The organism is Scandinavium hiltneri, assembly GCF_024764835.1.
GTDB lineage: Bacteria > Pseudomonadota > Gammaproteobacteria > Enterobacterales > Enterobacteriaceae > Scandinavium > Scandinavium hiltneri.
This window is the reverse complement of the sequence record NZ_JALIGE010000073.1, coordinates 185,545-203,960: the sequence shown is the minus strand read 5'-3', so window position 1 is coordinate 203,960 and position 18,416 is coordinate 185,545. Positions and strand designations below refer to the sequence as shown.

Annotated in this window: 16 protein-coding genes and 1 pseudogene; 9 read left to right on the top strand and 8 right to left on the bottom strand. The window is 52.2% G+C overall.

Annotated elements, in window-relative coordinates; genetic code table 11:
* The first annotated feature begins 107 nt into the window (after window positions 1-107).
* From pntA to MUU47_RS11770, 4 genes are all read left to right on the top strand, one after another.
* Entirely contained in the window at window positions 108-1,637 is a 1,530-nt protein-coding gene (pntA, locus tag MUU47_RS11785; RefSeq protein ID WP_258988394.1) for a Re/Si-specific NAD(P)(+) transhydrogenase subunit alpha, read from the top strand.
* A gap of 10 nt (window positions 1,638-1,647) precedes the next feature.
* Entirely contained in the window at window positions 1,648-3,036 is a 1,389-nt protein-coding gene (gene pntB / locus MUU47_RS11780) for a Re/Si-specific NAD(P)(+) transhydrogenase subunit beta (RefSeq protein WP_159767972.1), read from the top strand.
* Between the two features lie 110 nt (window positions 3,037-3,146).
* Window positions 3,147-3,785 (top strand): leucine efflux protein LeuE, encoded by a 639-nt coding sequence (gene leuE / locus MUU47_RS11775; RefSeq protein WP_258988393.1) that lies wholly within the window; start codon window positions 3,147-3,149, stop codon window positions 3,783-3,785.
* A 163-nt stretch (window positions 3,786-3,948) separates the two neighbouring features.
* Window positions 3,949-4,179, top strand: coding sequence for a putative hemolysin (locus tag MUU47_RS11770; protein WP_258988392.1), 231 nt, complete (start codon window positions 3,949-3,951; stop codon window positions 4,177-4,179).
* Window positions 4,180-4,565: 386 nt separating this feature from the next.
* Here the strand turns inward: MUU47_RS11770 and MUU47_RS11765 are convergent, their stop codons facing one another.
* The 3 genes from MUU47_RS11765 to MUU47_RS11755 form a co-directional block, all read right to left on the bottom strand.
* Complete coding sequence (locus MUU47_RS11765) at window positions 4,566-4,787, bottom strand: hypothetical protein (RefSeq protein ID WP_258988391.1); 222 nt, start codon at window positions 4,785-4,787, stop codon at window positions 4,566-4,568.
* A gap of 227 nt (window positions 4,788-5,014) precedes the next feature.
* Window positions 5,015-5,188 carry a hypothetical protein gene (locus MUU47_RS11760; protein WP_258988600.1) on the bottom strand — a complete coding sequence of 58 codons (174 nt, stop codon included), beginning with the start codon at window positions 5,186-5,188 and terminating at the stop codon, window positions 5,015-5,017.
* Window positions 5,189-5,548: 360 nt separating this feature from the next.
* Window positions 5,549-6,595: a fimbrial protein gene (locus MUU47_RS11755; protein ID WP_258988390.1), complete on the bottom strand. Its 1,047-nt coding sequence runs from the start codon at window positions 6,593-6,595 to the stop codon at window positions 5,549-5,551.
* A 784-nt stretch (window positions 6,596-7,379) separates the two neighbouring features.
* Between MUU47_RS11755 and MUU47_RS11750 the strand changes: the two genes are divergently transcribed.
* The 3 genes from MUU47_RS11750 (at window position 7,380) to MUU47_RS11740 (ending at window position 10,644) form a co-directional block, all read left to right on the top strand.
* Window positions 7,380-7,655, top strand: coding sequence for a metal/formaldehyde-sensitive transcriptional repressor (locus tag MUU47_RS11750; protein ID WP_159756234.1), 276 nt, complete (start codon window positions 7,380-7,382; stop codon window positions 7,653-7,655).
* Between the two features lie 23 nt (window positions 7,656-7,678).
* On the top strand, window positions 7,679-8,797 hold the full coding sequence (locus MUU47_RS11745) for an S-(hydroxymethyl)glutathione dehydrogenase/class III alcohol dehydrogenase (RefSeq protein ID WP_258988389.1): 1,119 nt from the start codon (window positions 7,679-7,681) through the stop codon (window positions 8,795-8,797).
* A gap of 158 nt (window positions 8,798-8,955) precedes the next feature.
* Complete coding sequence (locus tag MUU47_RS11740) at window positions 8,956-10,644, top strand: methyl-accepting chemotaxis protein (protein ID WP_258988388.1); 1,689 nt, start codon at window positions 8,956-8,958, stop codon at window positions 10,642-10,644.
* Window positions 10,645-10,736: 92 nt separating this feature from the next.
* On the opposite strand, the gene MUU47_RS11735 is transcribed toward MUU47_RS11740, so the two are convergent.
* The gene (locus MUU47_RS11735) at window positions 10,737-13,124 is read right to left on the bottom strand and encodes a glucose/quinate/shikimate family membrane-bound PQQ-dependent dehydrogenase (RefSeq protein WP_258988387.1); all 2,388 of its coding nucleotides are present in this window, start codon (window positions 13,122-13,124) and stop codon (window positions 10,737-10,739) included.
* A gap of 403 nt (window positions 13,125-13,527) precedes the next feature.
* Here MUU47_RS11735 and MUU47_RS11730 point away from each other — a divergent pair, with 403 nt between their 5' ends.
* Window positions 13,528-14,847 carry an MFS transporter gene (locus MUU47_RS11730; RefSeq protein WP_258988386.1) on the top strand — a complete coding sequence of 440 codons (1,320 nt, stop codon included), beginning with the start codon at window positions 13,528-13,530 and terminating at the stop codon, window positions 14,845-14,847.
* 91 nt (window positions 14,848-14,938) lie between these two features.
* The gene (locus MUU47_RS11725) at window positions 14,939-15,127 is read left to right on the top strand and encodes a YdiH family protein (protein WP_159768016.1); all 189 of its coding nucleotides are present in this window, start codon (window positions 14,939-14,941) and stop codon (window positions 15,125-15,127) included.
* 66 nt (window positions 15,128-15,193) lie between these two features.
* Here the strand turns inward: MUU47_RS11725 and uspE are convergent, their stop codons facing one another.
* The 4 genes and pseudogenes from uspE to MUU47_RS23525 all read right to left on the bottom strand — a co-directional run.
* A complete protein-coding gene (gene uspE / locus MUU47_RS11720) occupies window positions 15,194-16,144 on the bottom strand; it encodes a universal stress protein UspE (RefSeq protein WP_258988385.1) in 951 nt (316 codons plus the stop codon).
* 136 nt (window positions 16,145-16,280) lie between these two features.
* Entirely contained in the window at window positions 16,281-17,033 is a 753-nt protein-coding gene (gene fnr, locus MUU47_RS11715) for a fumarate/nitrate reduction transcriptional regulator Fnr (RefSeq protein WP_110508346.1), read from the bottom strand.
* 193 nt (window positions 17,034-17,226) lie between these two features.
* Window positions 17,227-17,742, bottom strand: coding sequence for a methylated-DNA--[protein]-cysteine S-methyltransferase (gene ogt, locus MUU47_RS11710; RefSeq protein ID WP_258988383.1), 516 nt, complete (start codon window positions 17,740-17,742; stop codon window positions 17,227-17,229).
* Between the two features lie 9 nt (window positions 17,743-17,751).
* Window positions 17,752-17,829, bottom strand: a pseudogene (locus tag MUU47_RS23525) (hypothetical protein); the annotation flags it as partial.
* Window positions 17,830-18,416: the final 587 nt, after the last annotated feature.

The window sequence follows — 18,416 nt, the reverse complement described above, 5'->3', positions numbered from 1 at the left end:
GTGAATGTTTTATTTTGCGGGTGATTCGCCTCTACGTCAGCGCAGGCTGCCTGGACGGAACCCGATGAGACAACAAACCATCATTACAATCGATGGAAGGGAAAACTATGCGTATTGCAGTACCTAAAGAGACGCTGGCCCTGGAAACCCGTGTTGCAGCGACGCCGAAAACGGTAGAGCAGCTGCTCAAACTCGGTTTTACAGTGGCAGTTGAAAGCGGAGCCGGTAAGCTTGCAAGCTTTGACGATCGTGCTTTTACCGAGGCGGGCGCTGAAGTCGTCAGCACAGAAACCGTCTGGCAGTCTGATATTATTCTAAAGGTGAATGCCCCAACGGACGCGGAAATCGCGCTGCTTAATCCGGGTACCACGCTGATTAGCTTTATTTGGCCGGCACAAAACCCGGAGCTGATGGCAAAATTAGCCGCGCGACAGGTCAACGTGATGGCGATGGATTCCGTGCCGCGTATTTCACGCGCGCAGTCTCTCGATGCCCTGAGTTCGATGGCGAACATCGCGGGTTACCGCGCGATTGTCGAAGCCGCCCACGAATTTGGCCGCTTCTTCACCGGGCAAATCACCGCCGCCGGTAAAGTGCCACCGGCTAAAGTCATGGTTATCGGTGCGGGCGTTGCGGGTCTGGCCGCTATCGGCGCTGCGAATAGCCTCGGCGCTATCGTGCGTGCTTTTGACACCCGTCCGGAAGTGAAGGAACAGGTCCAGAGTATGGGCGCTGAATTCCTCGAACTGGATTTCGAGGAAGAAGCGGGCAGCGGCGATGGCTATGCCAAAGTAATGTCCGAAGCCTTTATCAAAGCGGAAATGGAACTGTTCGCCGCCCAGGCGAAAGAAGTCGATATTATCGTCACCACCGCACTGATCCCTGGCAAGCCAGCCCCAAAACTGATCACCCGCGAAATGGTGGATTCGATGAATCCAGGCAGCGTGGTGGTTGATCTGGCGGCACAAAATGGCGGCAACTGCGAATACACCGTACCGGGTGAAGTGTTCACCACCGCCAACGGCGTGAAGGTGATTGGTTATACCGATTTAGCCAGCCGCCTGCCGACCCAGTCTTCACAGCTTTACGGCACCAACCTGGTGAACTTGCTCAAACTGCTGTGCAAAGAAAAAGACGGCAACATCAATATTGATTTTGACGACGTGGTTATTCGCGGCGTGACTGTGGTTCGCGAAGGTGAAGTCACCTGGCCTGCGCCGCCGATTCAGGTTTCTGCTCAGCCGAAAGCGGCAGCAAAAGTTGAAGCGGCACCTGCGGAACCGGAGAAACCGGCCTCGCCGTGGCGCAAATACGCGCTGATGGCGCTGGCGATTATTCTGTTTGGCTGGCTCGCAGACGTTGCACCAAAAGAGTTCCTCGGCCACTTCACCGTGTTCGCGCTTTCCTGCGTGGTCGGTTATTACGTTGTGTGGAACGTGTCTCATGCGCTGCACACACCGCTGATGTCGGTAACTAACGCCATTTCCGGGATCATCGTGGTGGGTGCGCTGCTGCAAATTGGTCACGGTGGCTGGGTTAGTTTCCTCAGCTTTATTGCCGTGCTGATTGCCAGCATCAATATTTTCGGTGGTTTCACCGTGACTCAGCGCATGCTGAAAATGTTCCGCAAAGGGTAAGGGGTAGCACATGTCTGGAGGATTAGTTACAGCTGCATACATTGTTGCCGCGATCCTGTTTATTTTCAGTCTGGCAGGGCTTTCGAAACACGAAACGTCACAGCAGGGCAACTATTACGGCATCGCCGGGATGGCCATTGCGCTGATTGCGACCATCTTTGGACCGGAAACGGGCAACGTGGCGTGGATTTTAGTCGCGATGATCATCGGCGGGGCAATTGGTATTCGTCTGGCAAAACGTGTCGAAATGACCGAAATGCCAGAGCTGGTGGCGGTGCTGCACAGCTTTGTGGGTCTGGCAGCGGTACTGGTCGGCTTTAACAGCTACCTGTATCACGAACCGGGCCTCGAGCCGATCCTGGTCAATATCCACCTGACCGAAGTGTTCCTTGGCATCTTTATTGGTGCGGTGACCTTCACCGGTTCAATTGTTGCATTCGGTAAACTGCGCGGCAAAATTTCGTCCAAGCCGCTGATGCTGCCGAACCGTCACAAAATGAACCTGGCCGCACTGGTGGTTTCATTCCTGATGCTGGTGGTATTCGTTCGTACCGAAAGCGTTGGCCTGCAGGTACTGGCGCTGCTCATCATGACCGTTATCGCGCTGGCCTTTGGCTGGCACCTGGTGGCGTCCATTGGTGGCGCAGACATGCCGGTAGTGGTGTCGATGCTGAACTCCTATTCCGGTTGGGCGGCTGCGGCGGCGGGCTTTATGCTCAGCAACGATCTGCTGATCGTTACCGGTGCGCTGGTCGGTTCTTCCGGTGCGATCCTGTCTTACATCATGTGTAAAGCGATGAACCGTTCGTTTTTCAGCGTTATTGCGGGCGGCTTCGGCACCGACGGTTCGTCTACCGGGGCTGACGACGAAGTGGGTGAACACCGCGAAATCAGCGCGGAAGACACTGCTGAGATGCTGAAAAACTCGCAGACGGTCATCATCACCCCAGGCTACGGCATGGCGGTGGCGCAGGCGCAGTATCCGGTGGCTGAAATCACTGAAAGATTGCGTGCGCGTGGCATCAAAGTGCGTTTCGGTATTCACCCGGTGGCGGGCCGTTTGCCGGGGCACATGAACGTACTGCTGGCTGAAGCGAAAGTGCCGTATGACATTGTGCTGGAGATGGACGAAATCAACGACGACTTCCGCGACACCGATACCGTGCTGGTCATTGGTGCCAACGACACTGTTAACCCGGCGGCGCTGGACGACCCGAAGAGCCCGATTGCCGGAATGCCGGTGCTTGAAGTGTGGAAAGCGCAGAACGTTATCGTCTTCAAACGTTCGATGAACACCGGCTACGCTGGCGTACAAAACCCGCTGTTCTTTAAAGAGAACACCCACATGTTGTTTGGCGATGCAAAAGCCAGCGTGGATGCGATCCTCAAAGCACTGTAATTCCCTGATATAAATCTGTGCTTAAAGCCGTCTTCCGGTGAAAGGAAGGCGGCTTTTTTGTTATGATAGCCGTCACATTTTTGAATCAGCAGCAGTGAAGGGAGAGCAGCGTGTTTGCGGATTTTGGCGTACTGAATTACTGGACTTACCTGGTCGGCGCGATATTTATCATTCTGGTGCCGGGGCCTAATACCTTTTTTGTGCTCAAAACCGGGGCCGCATACGGCATCCGCACTGGCTATCTGGCCGCGCTGGCGGTGTTTATCGGCGATGCGGTGCTGATGTTCCTCTCCTACGCGGGGGTCGCCACGCTGATTAAAACCACGCCGGTGCTGTTTAATATCGTCCGTTATCTGGGCGCGCTGTATCTGCTATATCTCGGGCTTAAAATGCTGTGGGCAGTTATCAAACAAAAGGGTGGCGAGCACACGCACACCGCTGACCAGCGCAGCACTATTTTCAAACGCGCACTGACGCTGAGCCTGACCAACCCGAAAGCGATTCTGTTCTACGTTTCTTTTTTCGTGCAGTTCATTGACGTGAACTCCACCACGCCGGGTCTGGCATTCCTGATCCTCGCTGTCACGCTGGAAATCGTCAGCTTTACCTATCTCAGCTTCCTGATTGTCTCTGGTTCGCTGGTGACCCGTTTCGTCGGCAGCCGTAAAAAGCTGGTGAAGCTTGGCAACAGCCTGATTGGCCTGGTGTTCGTCGGGTTTGCCGCGCGACTGGCATCGTTACAGGCTTAATATTTTTGTCACTATGACCCGCATTCAAACCACGTCTCCGGACGTGGTTTTTGTATTCGCCTTCCTGCCACTCGAATTATTTTGGGTATAGAACCTCACTTCTGTGGGGTTTTTGCTTTTTGTGAGTGGGTTGGTTAGCATTCCTCTTCAAAAGGAGAAAATTATGAAAAAAGCAATCTTAGCTATATCCGTAGTTCTTATCGCTGGATGCACATCTCAGTCTGAGCAAAACCCAGAACCCGGCCTCTCAAATCCTGCATCTATTTACTGCATCAAGCAGGGCGGCAAACTGAGCATTGTTAACTCTGGCAATGGCGAAGTTGGCTACTGCAATCTGCCTAATAAAGAGCGGGTAGAGGAGTGGGAGCTATATCGCCGCAACGGTGGGAAATAAACATCTCAACGTGAGAGCGGTTGCCTGGTGGCCATTATTTGCCGTTCATGGAGTAAAACGCCGAATGGGACATTGGCATTTTTTAACCTGGACAATGACGCGTTTTTTTTGATTCGTATCCATATTACCACCAATAACCCTGCATTTTAGGAGGATACTTGTAGACGAGAGATACCCAAAAATCCAAAAATAAATAATAAGAAGATTGAATTTGGTGAGTGTATGAACTGGATGTATTACCTAGGGCACTGGTGGCGGATTGTGAAGTTTGAAGAGAACAGTGTATTCATTCTTTTTCCAGAATTCGGAGCGTCTTCTCTGATGGTCTCAGAGTTGACGCTACGCAATATTATGAAGTCCTACTGGGGATTCAAATCTTCGCTTGTTTAATTCAGGAACTGGAGATTTAAACCTAAGAAAATCTGCCAGCGGGGTTGGCCTGGACCGTGGTCTGCCACCGAACCTTGAGGTTCAACAAATACGTTGTAGACGTTTTTTTCCTGTTTGATGACCTGTCCAATACCTAATCCCAGCGGATCACTTCTCGGTGCCGAGAGCATCTTCAGTTGCTGTTGGACCGTGATTTGTGGGCCAAAGCCAAAACTCACCGCCGGATTTCCGGTATCAATGAGCCATGACGCAAATAAATTGAGATCGCCTAAACCCGTTTTATGTCCGCCTGATGGCGCGACAGGATATGTATTAACGGGTAATGAACCGTGTAACAGCCACTTGCTGTCGCCTAATGAAAAAGGCTGTGCATAACGGAACCAGAATTGATTCGTATCTCCTCGTCTGCAGTTTGGCTCAGTACACAGTTTTACAGCTCAAGCTTTTACTTTCCGCTCTCACTGCCCAAATCGATGTTGAATACTGCTTTGGCATGTCCGGCTTTTTCGTCATTGATGTGAACGGCCAGCAAGTCAAAGAACATCTCCCGCGTCACCGCACAAACAGTACCCGGTTTGTCGGAGTATAAAATTCGTCGATAGATGACATGAGTAGCCATATTTCAGAAATGTTTTTTAAACATAACCAAAGAGTTACATTTTGCCATGTGAGGGCGTGTTTTATTTTTATTATCATTTTTTATCGATTAATGGGGGTGAGATTGATAGGTAAAAACAATCGCCATGCCCAGTTTCAGGTCACGGAAATTGGCTTTGTCATTTCAATTAAGGGTTTAGATGGTCCGATTATGCCCGTTGTCCAACATTCATCTGGGGTGTCCGGATTAAACTGCCGCTGGAGTCTGGTGGGCGTCACGATACTGGTTTCGCCTTTGCGTGGCCGGAGGTTGGTTATTCTACCTGAGCCTGTATAGCTTGCGCACTTATATCACCCAAACTATACAGGTCAGCTGTATCAACTATGAAAAATCAACGATTAAATATGCCAGGGCTGTAAACACACCTTCGCTTGGTGGAAGCCCGGTTATACTTATAGGATAAGCAGTAAGGGTTACGTCACTGTGGCCATTACCATCAAGGGTAAAAGGCACCACGCTATTTCGTGCATTTGGCGTTAACGTGTTACCAGCTTGATCTTTTACCACTACACCAACATCTTTATTATCTGATTGAATTGCATCATTAAACGTAGTGCTTTGTGTTCCTTCAAGCCTGATTGTGAGATTTGCTGAGGCGGAAATATCATTGCATTGGATAGGAACATTAAATGTTTTAGGCGTGAAGTTTTTTGGTTTCTCACCCGCAGTTGTGAAATCAGATGAATATAATGATTCGAAATCAACTACTACTTGTGTTCCTGAGTTTATGGTGCAGTTTTGAGGTACAGTCACGGTACCACTGAAACTATATATATATGCGGCATTGGATTGAGTACAATTGACACCAGTAATGCCAGAGGTAATACATTCCTGGGCAATAACTTGGGAAGGGATGAATGTCTGACCCACAAAAGGATGTGTGATTTTTAGACTTAATTTACCACTTCCACCAGTGGGTGTTCCACCAATAACGTTTTGTGTTTGACAATATGAACCTGATGAACTACCCGTGCTGGCATCCTGAAACGGAATGTTCCGATATGTGCCATTAAAATTTATATCAAGCTTGATATCCAAATAATCGTTAAGTCTAAACCATCCATCGCCATCATCAGGAATATTCATTGATGATGAAAAATAAAGTCTACCGCTGCTCGAACAGTCGCACCATAAAGATGCACTACCTTTCATATTAAAAGAAGCAACGTCATTTTTAACCATCCCAGCAGTGTTGTCAGTCGCAGACATTACAATTGCGCCAAAATCATAACTCCATGAATTAGCATCTCTGCTGGATGAACGATAACATTGATTTGTTTCAGCTGCTGCATCATTTGATAATAAAGCTGAGGTGACGGTGGTTAAAATGATGACGAAGTAAAGATAATAAGATCTATTAATGTTCATTAGTTGCATATATCCCTGGGGCTTCTAATATGTCATTGATCAAATAAGCTTGGCTCGTTACTAGCAACCAATAAAATCATTTCTTTAATAAAAGTTAACCACAAAAAAACAGATTTAGTAAGGTTTGCTTATCCTATTGTTAAGTAGAGGGAGGTGTTGTGCGGGGGAAATGTCAATAATTACATGCGGTTGGGGGTTATTTGAAAAAATAGAGAATATAAATTCAAACTATTGAATTAACCCCCCTTAGCCCGTTCCGCTTTGCGACCTTCAATTATCCCTTTGCTATGGCTTTAACTGAGAAAAGTTCCCTGTGTCAATGACAGCAACAAGGTGAAAACGCTGACCCTGGTGTAGCGGTGAGCGGATACCACACTATCTGTACCCATAACAGGATATTCAGGAGCCAGAATTATTGCTGCGGATTGTACAGGTCACAGCAAAAAGACACTGATGGGTTTGTCATTAACATTGACAGCAGTGTCTGAGCTTATGGGCATGACGGCAGAAGGTAAAATCACGACCAGCGGTTTTGGTAGCGTGGAGGACAGGGAATGAAAAACTGTGTCGCTTGATTTTCGACTTTCAGAGCAGGGATTCAGCATTAACCTGGATCTCGAATATGGATATTCGGCCTGGATTTTGGAGGCAACAAAATACCTGGTGATGTTTGATAGTGTCTTTTGCATATTTTTGGCAATCTGCTGATAACCCTGAAAAAGTTAATGTATACAGCCAGATGTTAAAAAAGTTACTATACCCCCCTACAGTATAATGGAGGCCTATGCCGCATTCACCTGAAGATAAAAAGCGCGCTCTGACGCGCGTGCGTCGTATTCGCGGGCAGGTCGATGCACTTGAGCGGGCGCTGGAGTCCGGCGAGCCGTGCCTGAGCATCCTGCAACAAATTGCCGCCGTGCGCGGGGCCGCCAACGGCCTGATGGGCGAAATGATCGAAATGCATCTTAAAGACGAGCTGGTGACGGGCGAAACCACCGCCGATCAGCGCGCCGCTCGCATGGCGGAAGTCGGTCATCTGCTACGATCGTATTTAAAATAACTGACAACAAGGTAAGAGACGGAATGAAATCACGTGCTGCAGTTGCGTTTGGTCCAGGCCAGCCGCTGAAAATTGTCGAAATTGACGTTGCGCCGCCGAAGAAGGGCGAAGTGCTGGTCAAAATTACCCATACCGGCGTATGCCACACCGATGCGTTCACGCTGTCGGGTGACGATCCAGAAGGTGTCTTCCCGGCGGTGCTCGGGCATGAAGGCGGCGGCGTAGTGGTTGAAGTCGGTGAAGGCGTAAGCAGCCTGAAACCGGGCGACCACGTTATCCCGCTGTACACCGCGGAATGTCGCGAGTGTAAGTTCTGTAAATCTGGTAAAACCAACCTTTGCCAGTCGGTCCGCGCCACGCAGGGTAAAGGCCTGATGCCAGACGGCACCACACGTTTCTCTTATAACGGCGAGCCGATTTACCACTACATGGGCACCAGCACCTTCAGCGAATACACGGTAGTGGCTGAAATCTCCCTGGCGAAAGTTAACCCGCAGGCACCACTGGATAAAGTCTGTCTGCTGGGCTGCGGCGTGACCACCGGTATCGGCGCGGTGCATAACACAGCGAAAGTGAAAGAAGGCGACAGCGTGGCGGTATTTGGCCTCGGCGGTATCGGTCTGGCGGTCATTCAGGGCGCGGTTCAGGCAAAGGCCGGGCGCATTATTGCGGTTGACACCAACCCAGAGAAATTCAAACTGGCCGGTGAAATGGGCGCGACCGATTTCATCAACCCGAATGACAGCGACAAGCCGGTGCAGGACGTTATCGTCGAACTGACCGACGGTGGCGTGGATTTCAGCTTCGAGTGCATCGGCAACGTGAACGTGATGCGTGCGGCGCTGGAATGCTGCCACAAAGGCTGGGGCGAAAGCGTGATTATCGGCGTGGCGGGTGCAGGTCAGGAAATCAAAACCCGTCCGTTCCAACTGGTGACTGGGCGCGTGTGGCGCGGTTCGGCGTTTGGCGGCGTGAAAGGGCGCACCCAGCTGCCGGGCATGGTTGAAGATGCGATGGTCGGTAAAATTAATCTCGACCCGTTCATCACTCACCGCATGCCGCTGGACCAGATCAACGAAGCGTTTGATCTGATGCACGAAGGCAAATCAATCCGCACCGTTATTCATTTCGGCGACAACTGATGCACAGGCCAGCGGAGCCATTCCGCTGGCTTTTCCCCGCTTAATCTCCAAAGTGTGACCGATGTAGCGCTTTTACCCGTAAGCAATTTCCCCGCCAGGCCGATGACAATCTAACGGGCGTTTTGGTACGCCTCTTACAATAAGAGAGTCGATAAGCCATGGACAAATCAGCCGCAGGGCAAAAGTCGCAAACAGTCAGTTTCTTACATCACATCCGTCTCGTTCCACTGTTCTCTTCCATTCTGGGCGGGATCCTGCTGCTGTTCGCATTAAGTTCAGGTCTTGCGGGCTATTTCCTGTTGCAGGCTGATAGAGACCAGAACGACGTCACGCAAGAGTTAGAAGTCCGAATGGGGCTCTCGAACAGCTCGAACCACCTGCGTACCGCGCGTATCAACCTGATCCACGCCGGGGCCGCCAGCCGTATTGCCGAAATGGATGATATGAAGCGCAATATTTCCGAGGCTGAACTGCGGATCAAACAGTCGCAGGAAGGATTTAAGCAGTACGTGAGCCGTGACGTGAAAACCCCTGCGGACGAAGCGCTGGATGGTGAAATCAATGCCCGCTACAACGCTTATATCGATGGCATGAAGCCGATGCTGAAATATGCCAAAAACGGCATGTTTGAAGCGATCATTAACCATGAAAACGAGCACGCTCGCCTGCTGGATTCGGCCTATAACGATGTGCTGTTGAAAGCGATTAAAATCCGTAGCGACCGCGCACGTCATCTCTCTGAAACGGCCCACAGTCGCACCCAGCTCGGCCTGGCCTTTATGGTCGGCGCGTTTGTACTGGCGCTGGTGTTGACGCTGCTGACCTTCGTTGCGCTGCGCCGTACCGTTATCAACCCGCTTCGCCGCGTGTTGCATCGCATCGAGCAGATTGCCGATGGCGATTTAACCCTGGCGGATGAAGCCTCCGGACGCAGTGAAATCGGCAAGCTGAGCCATGATTTGCAGAAAATGCAGCACGCGCTGTCGCAAACGGTCGGTACCGTACGTCAAGGTGCCGAGGAAATTTACCGCGGCACCAGCGAAATTTCGGCGGGCAACACTGATCTCTCATCCCGCACTGAGCAGCAGGCAGCGGCGATTGAGGAAACGGCAGCCAGCATGGAACAGCTGACCGCCACGGTGAAACAGAACGCCGACAACGCACATCACGCCACCAAACTGGCGGAAGATGCCTCCGGAAAAGCCACTCGCGGCGGGCAGATTGTGTCGGGCGTAGTGTCGACGATGGGTAACATATCCAGAAGCTCGAAGAAAATTTCTGAAATTACCGCTGTGATTAACAGTATCGCGTTCCAGACCAATATTTTGGCGCTCAACGCGGCGGTAGAAGCCGCGCGCGCCGGGGAACAAGGGCGTGGATTTGCCGTGGTCGCCAGCGAAGTGCGGACTCTTGCGAGCCGCAGCGCGCAGGCGGCAAAAGAGATTGAAGGGTTGATCAGCGAGTCCGTGACGCTGATTGAACGCGGCTCTGGCGAAGTGGTTGCGGCGGGCAGCACCATGAGTGAAATCGTGGATGCAGTGAAACGCGTGACCGACATTATGCTGGAAATTGCGGCAGCGTCCGACGAACAGAGTCGCGGCATTTTGCAGGTCAGCCAGGCCATCACCGAAATGGATAACGTCACCCAGCAAAACGCCTCGCTGGTGGAAGAAGCGTCCGCGGCGGCAGGGTCGCTGGAAGAGCAGGCCGCGCGTCTGACCGAAGCCGTGGGTGCGTTCCGCTTGCAGCACGTGGGCGTAGAACGTCAGCCGAAACCGACTTCCGGCCCGACCTATGTCCCGCAGCGTCCAGCGCTGGCGAGCGGGGATAACTGGGAAACGTTTTGATTGAGGTAAATGCCCGGTAAGCCTGCGCCGCCGGCACAACAACCAACGTAAAAAAGGGACCTTTCGGTCCCTTTATCGTTACGGCGAGAAAATTACTGCTTGTCTGGCAGCGCGTAGGCGATGATGTAATCGCCACGGTCCGGAGACTGACGCGCGCCCCCCGCATTAATGATGATGTACTGCTTCCCGGTTTTCGGTGACACGTAGGTCATCGGGCCGGACTGACTGCCCACCGGCAGACGGGATTTCCAGATTTCTTTCCCGTTCGCGGTATCGAACGCGCGCAGGTAGAAATCTTGCGTGCCAGCGAAGAACAGCAGGCCCGACTGCGTTGACAGCGATGCTCCGAGCGTCGGCATCCCAATCGGGATCGGCAGATGCATACGGATCCCCAGCGGACCGGTGTCTTCTACCGTACCGACCGGAACCTGCCACACCAGCTTGCCACTTTTCAGGTCAACGGCGGACATCGTGCCGAACGGTGGTTTCTGGCACGGAATGCCGAGCGGGGACAGGAAGCGTTCACGCATTGCGCCGAACGGCGTACCGTCCATCGGCACAATACCCATCTCGATGCCGCTGGCGTTTTTCGCCACCTTGGCGCGCGGAACCATATAGTTCGCCAGGCCCAGACGCATATCGTTTACGAACATCAGGCTGTTATTCGGGTCAACCGACACACTGCCCCAGTTCATGCCACCGAGCGAGCCTGGGAACTGTAGCGAACGGTCAAGGCCTGGTGGCGTGAACACGCCCTGATGACGCATCTCTTTAAACTGAATGCGGCACAGCAGCAGGTCAATTGGCGTTGCACCCCACATGTCGGACTCTTTCAGGGTTTGATTGCCGATCATCGGCATCCCCACAGAGTACGGCTGCGTTGGAGAATAACGTTCACCTTTAATGTCACCCGCTGGCACCGGACGCTCTTCCACTTTGGCGACAGGTTTACCGGTCGCGCGGTTGAGCATAAAGATCATGCCCTGTTTGGAGGTTTGTACCAGTACTGGCGTCGTGCCGCCTTTACCGTCCGGCAAATCGTACAGCAGAGGCTGCGACGGCAGGTCAAAGTCCCAAAGGTCGTGATGGGTGGTTTGATAATGCCAGCGCACCTGGCCCGTGCTTGCATCAACGGCGACGATAGATGAGCTGTATTTGTCGTCCAGCGCCGTGCGATGCCCGCCAAAGAAGTCAGGGGTTGCGTTGCCGGTTGGCAGATAAATCAGGTTCAGCTTCGCGTCATATGACATCGCTGACCAGACGTTCGGCGTACCGCGGGTATAGGTTGTGCCTTCTGGCGGAACGCCGGTCAGGTTCGGGTTGCCCGGATCCCACGCCCACGCCAGTTTACCAGTGTGAACGTCATACGCGCGCACCACGCCCGGCGGTTCACCCGTCGAGAAGTTATCCGCGACGCGCCCACCGACCACTACAACATTCCCGGCGACCAATGGGGTCGAGGTTTGCTGGTAGTAGCCAGGCTTGATTTCGCCCATGCCAACGCTCAAATCCACCACGCCATTCGTGCCAAAGTCTTCACAAACTTTGCCTGTGTCGGCGTTAATGGCGATCAGACGGGCGTCAGTGGTCGGCAAAAACAGACGACGCGGGCAGGCAGCGGGCTGTGAATCTGCTACCGGCGTTGCGTTAGCCACAGGCGTTGCCGCGGCCTGATCGTAATAGCCGAGACCACGGCAGCGCTGCCAGTTTGGCGCAGTGGCTTTTGAATCATAGCGCCACTTCTCTTTGCCTGAATCAACGTCCAGTGCCAGAACTTTGCTGTAAGGCGTGCAGACAAACAGCGTGTCGCCCACTTGCAGCGGCGTATTCTGATCTTCCGCGCCGGAACCATTGCTCAGCGGAATGTCTCCGGTATGTGCGGTCCACGCTACCTGAAGCTGGCTGACGTTTTGCTTATTGATTTGATCAAGGGCTGCAAAGCGGTCGCCGTGGGTGGTATTGCCCCAGTGCTCCCAGTTTTTTTGCGCTTCGCCCGGTGCGACCGGTTTCACCGGAACGGGTTCATCGGCAGTCACGAGCGTTTGTGGGCGGAACATGCCGCCTGCGCTGACCAGTAAAATAACCACCAGCACCGCGGCAATGCCAAAGGCGGGTGCTTTATCCGTGGGGGTCTGTTGGCCGAGGAAAGGCCAGAGCAGGATAGCCAGCAGCGCCAGCACGCCGAAGGTGAACAGGCGTGAGAACAGCGGCCAGAACTCCCAGCCTGCATCGCTAATCGCCCAGACAATAGAGGCAATGAACAACACCGCGTAAAGCACAATCCCGCTGCGACGGTTTTTAGCGATAAGCCATGCTGAAATCAGCATCACGATACCGGCGATGACAAAGTACCAGCTCCCGCCTACGCTCGCGAGTTTGGCTCCGAGGCCACCTACGGCGAGGCCGATCACGACCATCAACACCACTAAAAGCCACTGCAGGATCCGAGGTAATCCGCGTGGCGAACTGCCAGTTGCCATTTCTGTCTCCTTAACGACACCCATAGGCGCAGGTTATGAACCATATGTAACATTTAATCGCGGATGGGTTTTTGAATGAAGCGATAAATACCTTCAAAGAGGCGCAATAATCACCTTTGTGAATCTATAGTGAACCATTTGGTGAATTATGAGCATGATAGATCTGTTAAATTGCATTGCGCAATTGTTAATAAATAATTTCGCATTATTTGCTCAGCAGAGGCGTGGACGAAAACGGGGATAGCCGATGAAAATTCTGCAGAGTCTAAACTGTGATCGGGACTGATAAATTCTTTGCCAGCTCCGATCGACATCACAATTCACGCCGTGAACGCTGGGCGTATTTTGCTCATCATGATTAAAGCTATATCTATAATAGAAACAAAAGAGGTGATGATGAACGATGAACAGAACAGAGACGCTGCAGGCGGTGTCGACCGCCGCTGAAATTCCAGTGGCGCGTAAGCTACGCAAGGTGCTGCTCGCCACCGGCGTGGGGCATTTCGTTGAATGGTTCGATTTCGGATTGTACGGCACGCTTGCGGCGATTATCGGTATGCAGTTTTTCCACGCCGACAGTCCTGGCGTGGCGCTGCTGTCATCGTTCGCTGTTTTTGGTGCCGGGTTTATCATGCGCCCGTTAGGTGGGCTGTATTTCGGTTCGCTCGGCGATCGGGTGGGGCGGCAGAAGGTACTGGCGACGGTGATTTTGCTGACCTCTGGTGCAACATTTGTTATGGGTTTGTTGCCCACCTTCCATCAGATTGGCGTCACGGCGACGGTGCTGTTAGTCATTACCCGTTTGGTTCAGGGGTTTGCCGCTGGCGGTGAAAGCTCTGGTGCCACCACCTATCTGGCGGAATACGCCCCGAACGATCGGCGCGGCTATTTTACCTGCTGGATAGACAACTTTGGCTTTATGGCGTTTGTCGCCGGTTCGGGGCTGGTATTTATGCTCACGGCGTCGTTGGGTGAAACAGCGATGAACGGCTGGGGCTGGAGGATCCCGTTCCTGGTGGCCGGGCCGCTCGGCTGGGTGGGGCTGTATCTGCGCCAGCATCTGGAGGATTCACCGGAATTTAAGGCCGTAGCGCAAAGCGGTAAAACCGAAAGCAAGCCGCTGCGGGCCGCGGTGACGAAAGCCTGGGGCGCGCTGCTGTTTTGCGTGGGCTTCGTGGTGCTCAAAGCGGTCGGACACTGGACGCTACAAACCTTTATGCCGGGCTATCTCTCCACCGAACTGCATTTCTCAAAGCTCGACGCTTACGCGATAACAACTATCGGCCTGTTTGGCATAGCGGTCCTGGTGCCGTTTATGGGCTGGCTTTCGGATAAATATGGCCGCAAGCCGCTGATGCTGGCCGGATGCGCCGGGTTTATTCTGTTCAGCTACCCGGCGATGATGGTGATGGCACAAGGGAATATGCTTTCAGCGGTGGTGGCGATGTTGCTGCTCGGTGCGTTTATTGCCGCGTTTGACGGGGCGTGCAGCGCGGCCATGGCCGAACTGTTCCCGACCAGCGTACGCTACGGCGGTTTATCCATTGCCTACAACTTTGCGGTGGCATTCTTTGGCGGCATCACACCATGGTTCTCGGTATGGCTGATTGGTGCCACCGGCGATCGGTTTTCCCCGGCGTATTACGTGATGGGCGCGGCGTTGATCACCTTCCTTACGGTGCTGAAAGCCAAAGAAACCGCAGGAAAACCGCTTAAAAGATAAGGTTTATATTCACGCCAGTGTTGTTTTTGGTCAAAAAACAATCAGGGTGGGATGCTATACTGAATGGGTTTTCAACGTAAAAGAGGATCTCATGGATACCGAATTAAACCCTAAGCAACTGGCAGTCGAATTTCTGCGTCGTGATACAAGCCCGTTAACCCCTGCGCAATATCTGAAACGCGTTAAACAGCTGGAGCTGGAGTTTGCCGACCTGATGGCGCTTTCCTCCCTCGAACTGAAAGAAGAGATCGACTACGCCTGGCGCATGGGTATCCATTGATCCTGACGTCAGCTATAAAAAAAACCGATGAGTGTTCTCATCGGTTTTTTTATTCGCGGCTAACGCTTAATCATCGTCTTCATCGTCGAGCTCGACCGGGGTCTGATACTGATCCGGTTTTAGCGCCAACAAATCGCAGCGCAGATGGTCAATCACCTGTTCCGCCGTATTGCCGAGGAACGCCGCAGACAGCCCGGTGCGTCCTACGGTGCCGAGCACCACAATCCCCGCCTGTAAATGCTCTGCCAAATCCGGGATAACTTCTTCTGGCAGGCCTTTTTCGACGTGGGTCATCTCTTCCGAAATGCTGTATTTCTGACGTAACGCTTTCATTGCCAGCAGATGTTGGCCGCGAATCGCGTCGTTATACACACTCGGGTCAAAATCAGGCAGCTCAATTGCGATGTTGATAGGGGTAACCGGATACGCGCCAACCAGATGCACTTCGGTGTGGTTAATCTGATCGGCGAGCTGGAGGGTTTCACGAACCAGTTTATCGTTGAGGGCGTTGTGATATTCCTCTTCGCTGGCGAGATTAACCGCCACAATCGCTTTACCGCCTTCCGGCCACGGCTGATCTTTCACCATCCAAACCGGACACGGACATTTTCTCAGCAGATGCCAGTCGGTTGGGGTGAAAATCACCGCCTCCAGTTTGTCGTGCTGATGCGCCATCTTAAGCAACAAATCGTGCCCGTTGCTCATGATTTCCTGAATGATGGCTTCAAAAGGACGGTTATGCCAGACGACCTTAATTTCAATCGGTACGCCGGCATCCAGGTAAAATTTTGCCTGCTCGCGGATCCAGGCGGTCCGTTGGCTGATGACGCCCTGACGCATAGCGGTGCGCTCGTCAGGCGACAGAAGGGTGGTCATCTCGTAGGAAAAATCATAGATCGGCAAAAAGGCTTTAATCGATCCACCAATCCGTTGATGAAGGTAAACAGCGCGCCGTAATGCGGGTTGATCGTCCTGGTTAGGATCGATGGCTACCAGCATATTTTGATACTTTGCCATACAGGGTCTCCTTACAACTGTCACCACAGTCTGTAACTAAAAGATAACCCATCCGGAGTGATTGAAACAGGGGAGAACCTTCGCCAGATCAATAAATCAGGAAAATTTAACGATCCGGCGAAAGGAAAGAGAAGAATCAGGCGACGTTACGGGCGTGACCAGCAAGGACTGCCAGTGCATCGCTATTTTCGATAGTAATGTACTTCCCTTTAACTGCCAGCATGCCGCTTTTCTGGAAACGACCGAGCAGACGGCTGATGGTTTCTACCGTCAGACCGAGATAGTTACCGATGTCGCCACGGGTCATGGTCAGACGGAATTCACGCGGTGAGAAACCCCGTTCGGCGAAACGACGAGAGAGGTTATAGATAAACGCCGCCAGGCGCTCTTCCGCGTTTTTCTTAGACAGCAGCAGGATCATGTCCTGGTCGCCTTTGATTTCGCCGCTCATCAGACGCATCATCTGCTGACGCAGGTTTGGCATCTTGCCGGAGAGGTCATCCAGCGTTTCAAACGGGATTTCGCAAACCATGGAGGTTTCCAGCGCCTGAGCAAAGCTCGGGTGATGGCCAGTACCAATGGCGTCAAAACCTACTAAATCGCCCGCCAGATGGAAGCCGGTGATTTGCTCATCACCTTGTTCGGTGATGGTGTAGCTTTTGATGGTCCCGGAGCGGATGGCATACAGAGATTTCAGCTCATCGCCCGCTTTGAACAGGGTCTGCCCTTTCTGGATGGGCTTCTTGCGCTCGATGATATTATCAAGCTGATCGAGCTCATGTTCATTAAGAGTGAACGGAATACAGAGCTGGCTGATGCTGCAATCCTGGCAGTGGATAGCACAACCGCCAGACTGGATGCGTCGAATAATTCGCTTTTCCGGGATCATAGATTTGCTCAGGCTTTAATTGATATTGGTCAATTTTAACATCTTTTTGTTGAGCAGGTAAGTCTCGAAAACCCGATTCACGCAATATAAGCAAGGGAAATAGTCTGAAGATTATATCTCTCTGAAATCTATGGGTTTAAACTGGAGCGATTTATTAATAAATTGCGCAATCACTCCAGAAAAGCACTAAAAATCAAAGCAGCAGATAGCCTTCATGGCGCAGCAGCCACTCTTTGCGCTGCACACCACCGGCATAGCCCGTCAGGGTGCCGTTACGCCCAATCACCCGATGACAGGGCACCACAATACTGACCGGATTTGAGCCATTCGCCGCGCCCACTGCACGTGCCGCACCTGGTCGGCCAAGCTGTTCAGCCAGCTCACCGTAGTGCATGACCTGGCCGCAGGGAATGGCACGTAGCGCCTGCCACACTTCGCGCTGGAACGGCGTGCCTGCCGTGGCGCTTGGCAGGTCATCAATCACGCTGAGATCGCCCTCGAAGTAGGTCTGCATCTTTTTGCTTAAGCCGTTGGGATTACTGGACGATACGCGCTTATAGCCCTCGGCGTGGTAATGAAGATCAAGCAGATAGCCCATGCGGTCACTGTGTTCGTCCCATTCGACGGCGCGCAGATGGAATTGTTCATCGCACAGGATCCACAACGGTCCAAGCGGGGTAGCAATCTTATCTTCCAGCAATCTCAGCATCACGTTTCCTTAGTTCAGCCGCGGGTAAATCCCCGGCCCAATGGGGAGCCCCACAAGATACCATGCCACCAGCATCACCAACCATACCCCAAAAACAGACGCGTTCTCTTATGTATGAAAGAGGGGATTATCGAAACCGCTAAGACGTCATTGGGTTTTTATCCAACATGAAAGATAATACTCAGCCGTTTGTACGCGTAAAAAATAACCGAAAAATGCGCTGTTTATTTATCAGAGAGGTGATTTCAGCCCATGAGGGGACATTCAATAGGGCGCTATTAAAATATATTTTATAAATGATAACGGCATGGGGTTATTATTTTAAACGACGGGGTATCTTATTTGTTCATCGTTTAAAAAAAGAGGAAGCAGAGCGATTAATGATTGATAAGCAGGCGTTGAACTCTGTTGCAAAACTGTGGCGGAAACCACGTCCCATCGCGTTTGTGGCGAAACAGCCGGGTCAGTACTTATTTTACTAATGAATGTATTGCGTTGCTGACACCGGAAGCTATTTCACTGGTGACTATTATGGCCACAATAAAAAAACAGGATCTGCCGACATCCGCCAGACCCCACAGTATACACAGCAATATTTCCATAACGTGTTCCTGCAATTGGCTCCCCTATGCAGGTATTATAGTTATAGCGAATTTAAATTAAATTACCAGTAC

Excerpts from the sequence above, each read along its gene's own strand:
- MUU47_RS11755 (WP_258988390.1), bottom strand. The coding sequence starts at position 6,595 with ATGAACATTAATAGATCTTATTATCTTTACTTCGTCATCATTTTAACC.
- ogt (WP_258988383.1), bottom strand. The coding sequence starts at position 17,742 with ATGCTGAGATTGCTGGAAGATAAGATTGCTACCCCGCTTGGACCGTTG.
- MUU47_RS11730 (WP_258988386.1), top strand. The coding sequence starts at position 13,528 with ATGAACAGAACAGAGACGCTGCAGGCGGTGTCGACCGCCGCTGAAATT.
- MUU47_RS11735 (WP_258988387.1), bottom strand. The coding sequence starts at position 13,124 with ATGGCAACTGGCAGTTCGCCACGCGGATTACCTCGGATCCTGCAGTGG.
- MUU47_RS11770 (WP_258988392.1), top strand. The coding sequence starts at position 3,949 with ATGAAAAAAGCAATCTTAGCTATATCCGTAGTTCTTATCGCTGGATGC.
- fnr (WP_110508346.1), bottom strand. The coding sequence starts at position 17,033 with ATGATCCCGGAAAAGCGAATTATTCGACGCATCCAGTCTGGCGGTTGT.
- MUU47_RS11745 (WP_258988389.1), top strand. The coding sequence starts at position 7,679 with ATGAAATCACGTGCTGCAGTTGCGTTTGGTCCAGGCCAGCCGCTGAAA.
- uspE (WP_258988385.1), bottom strand. The coding sequence starts at position 16,144 with ATGGCAAAGTATCAAAATATGCTGGTAGCCATCGATCCTAACCAGGAC.
- MUU47_RS11725 (WP_159768016.1), top strand. The coding sequence starts at position 14,939 with ATGGATACCGAATTAAACCCTAAGCAACTGGCAGTCGAATTTCTGCGT.
- MUU47_RS11750 (WP_159756234.1), top strand. The coding sequence starts at position 7,380 with ATGCCGCATTCACCTGAAGATAAAAAGCGCGCTCTGACGCGCGTGCGT.
- MUU47_RS11740 (WP_258988388.1), top strand. The coding sequence starts at position 8,956 with ATGGACAAATCAGCCGCAGGGCAAAAGTCGCAAACAGTCAGTTTCTTA.
- pntB (WP_159767972.1), top strand. The coding sequence starts at position 1,648 with ATGTCTGGAGGATTAGTTACAGCTGCATACATTGTTGCCGCGATCCTG.
- pntA (WP_258988394.1), top strand. The coding sequence starts at position 108 with ATGCGTATTGCAGTACCTAAAGAGACGCTGGCCCTGGAAACCCGTGTT.
- MUU47_RS11760 (WP_258988600.1), bottom strand. The coding sequence starts at position 5,188 with ATGGCTACTCATGTCATCTATCGACGAATTTTATACTCCGACAAACCG.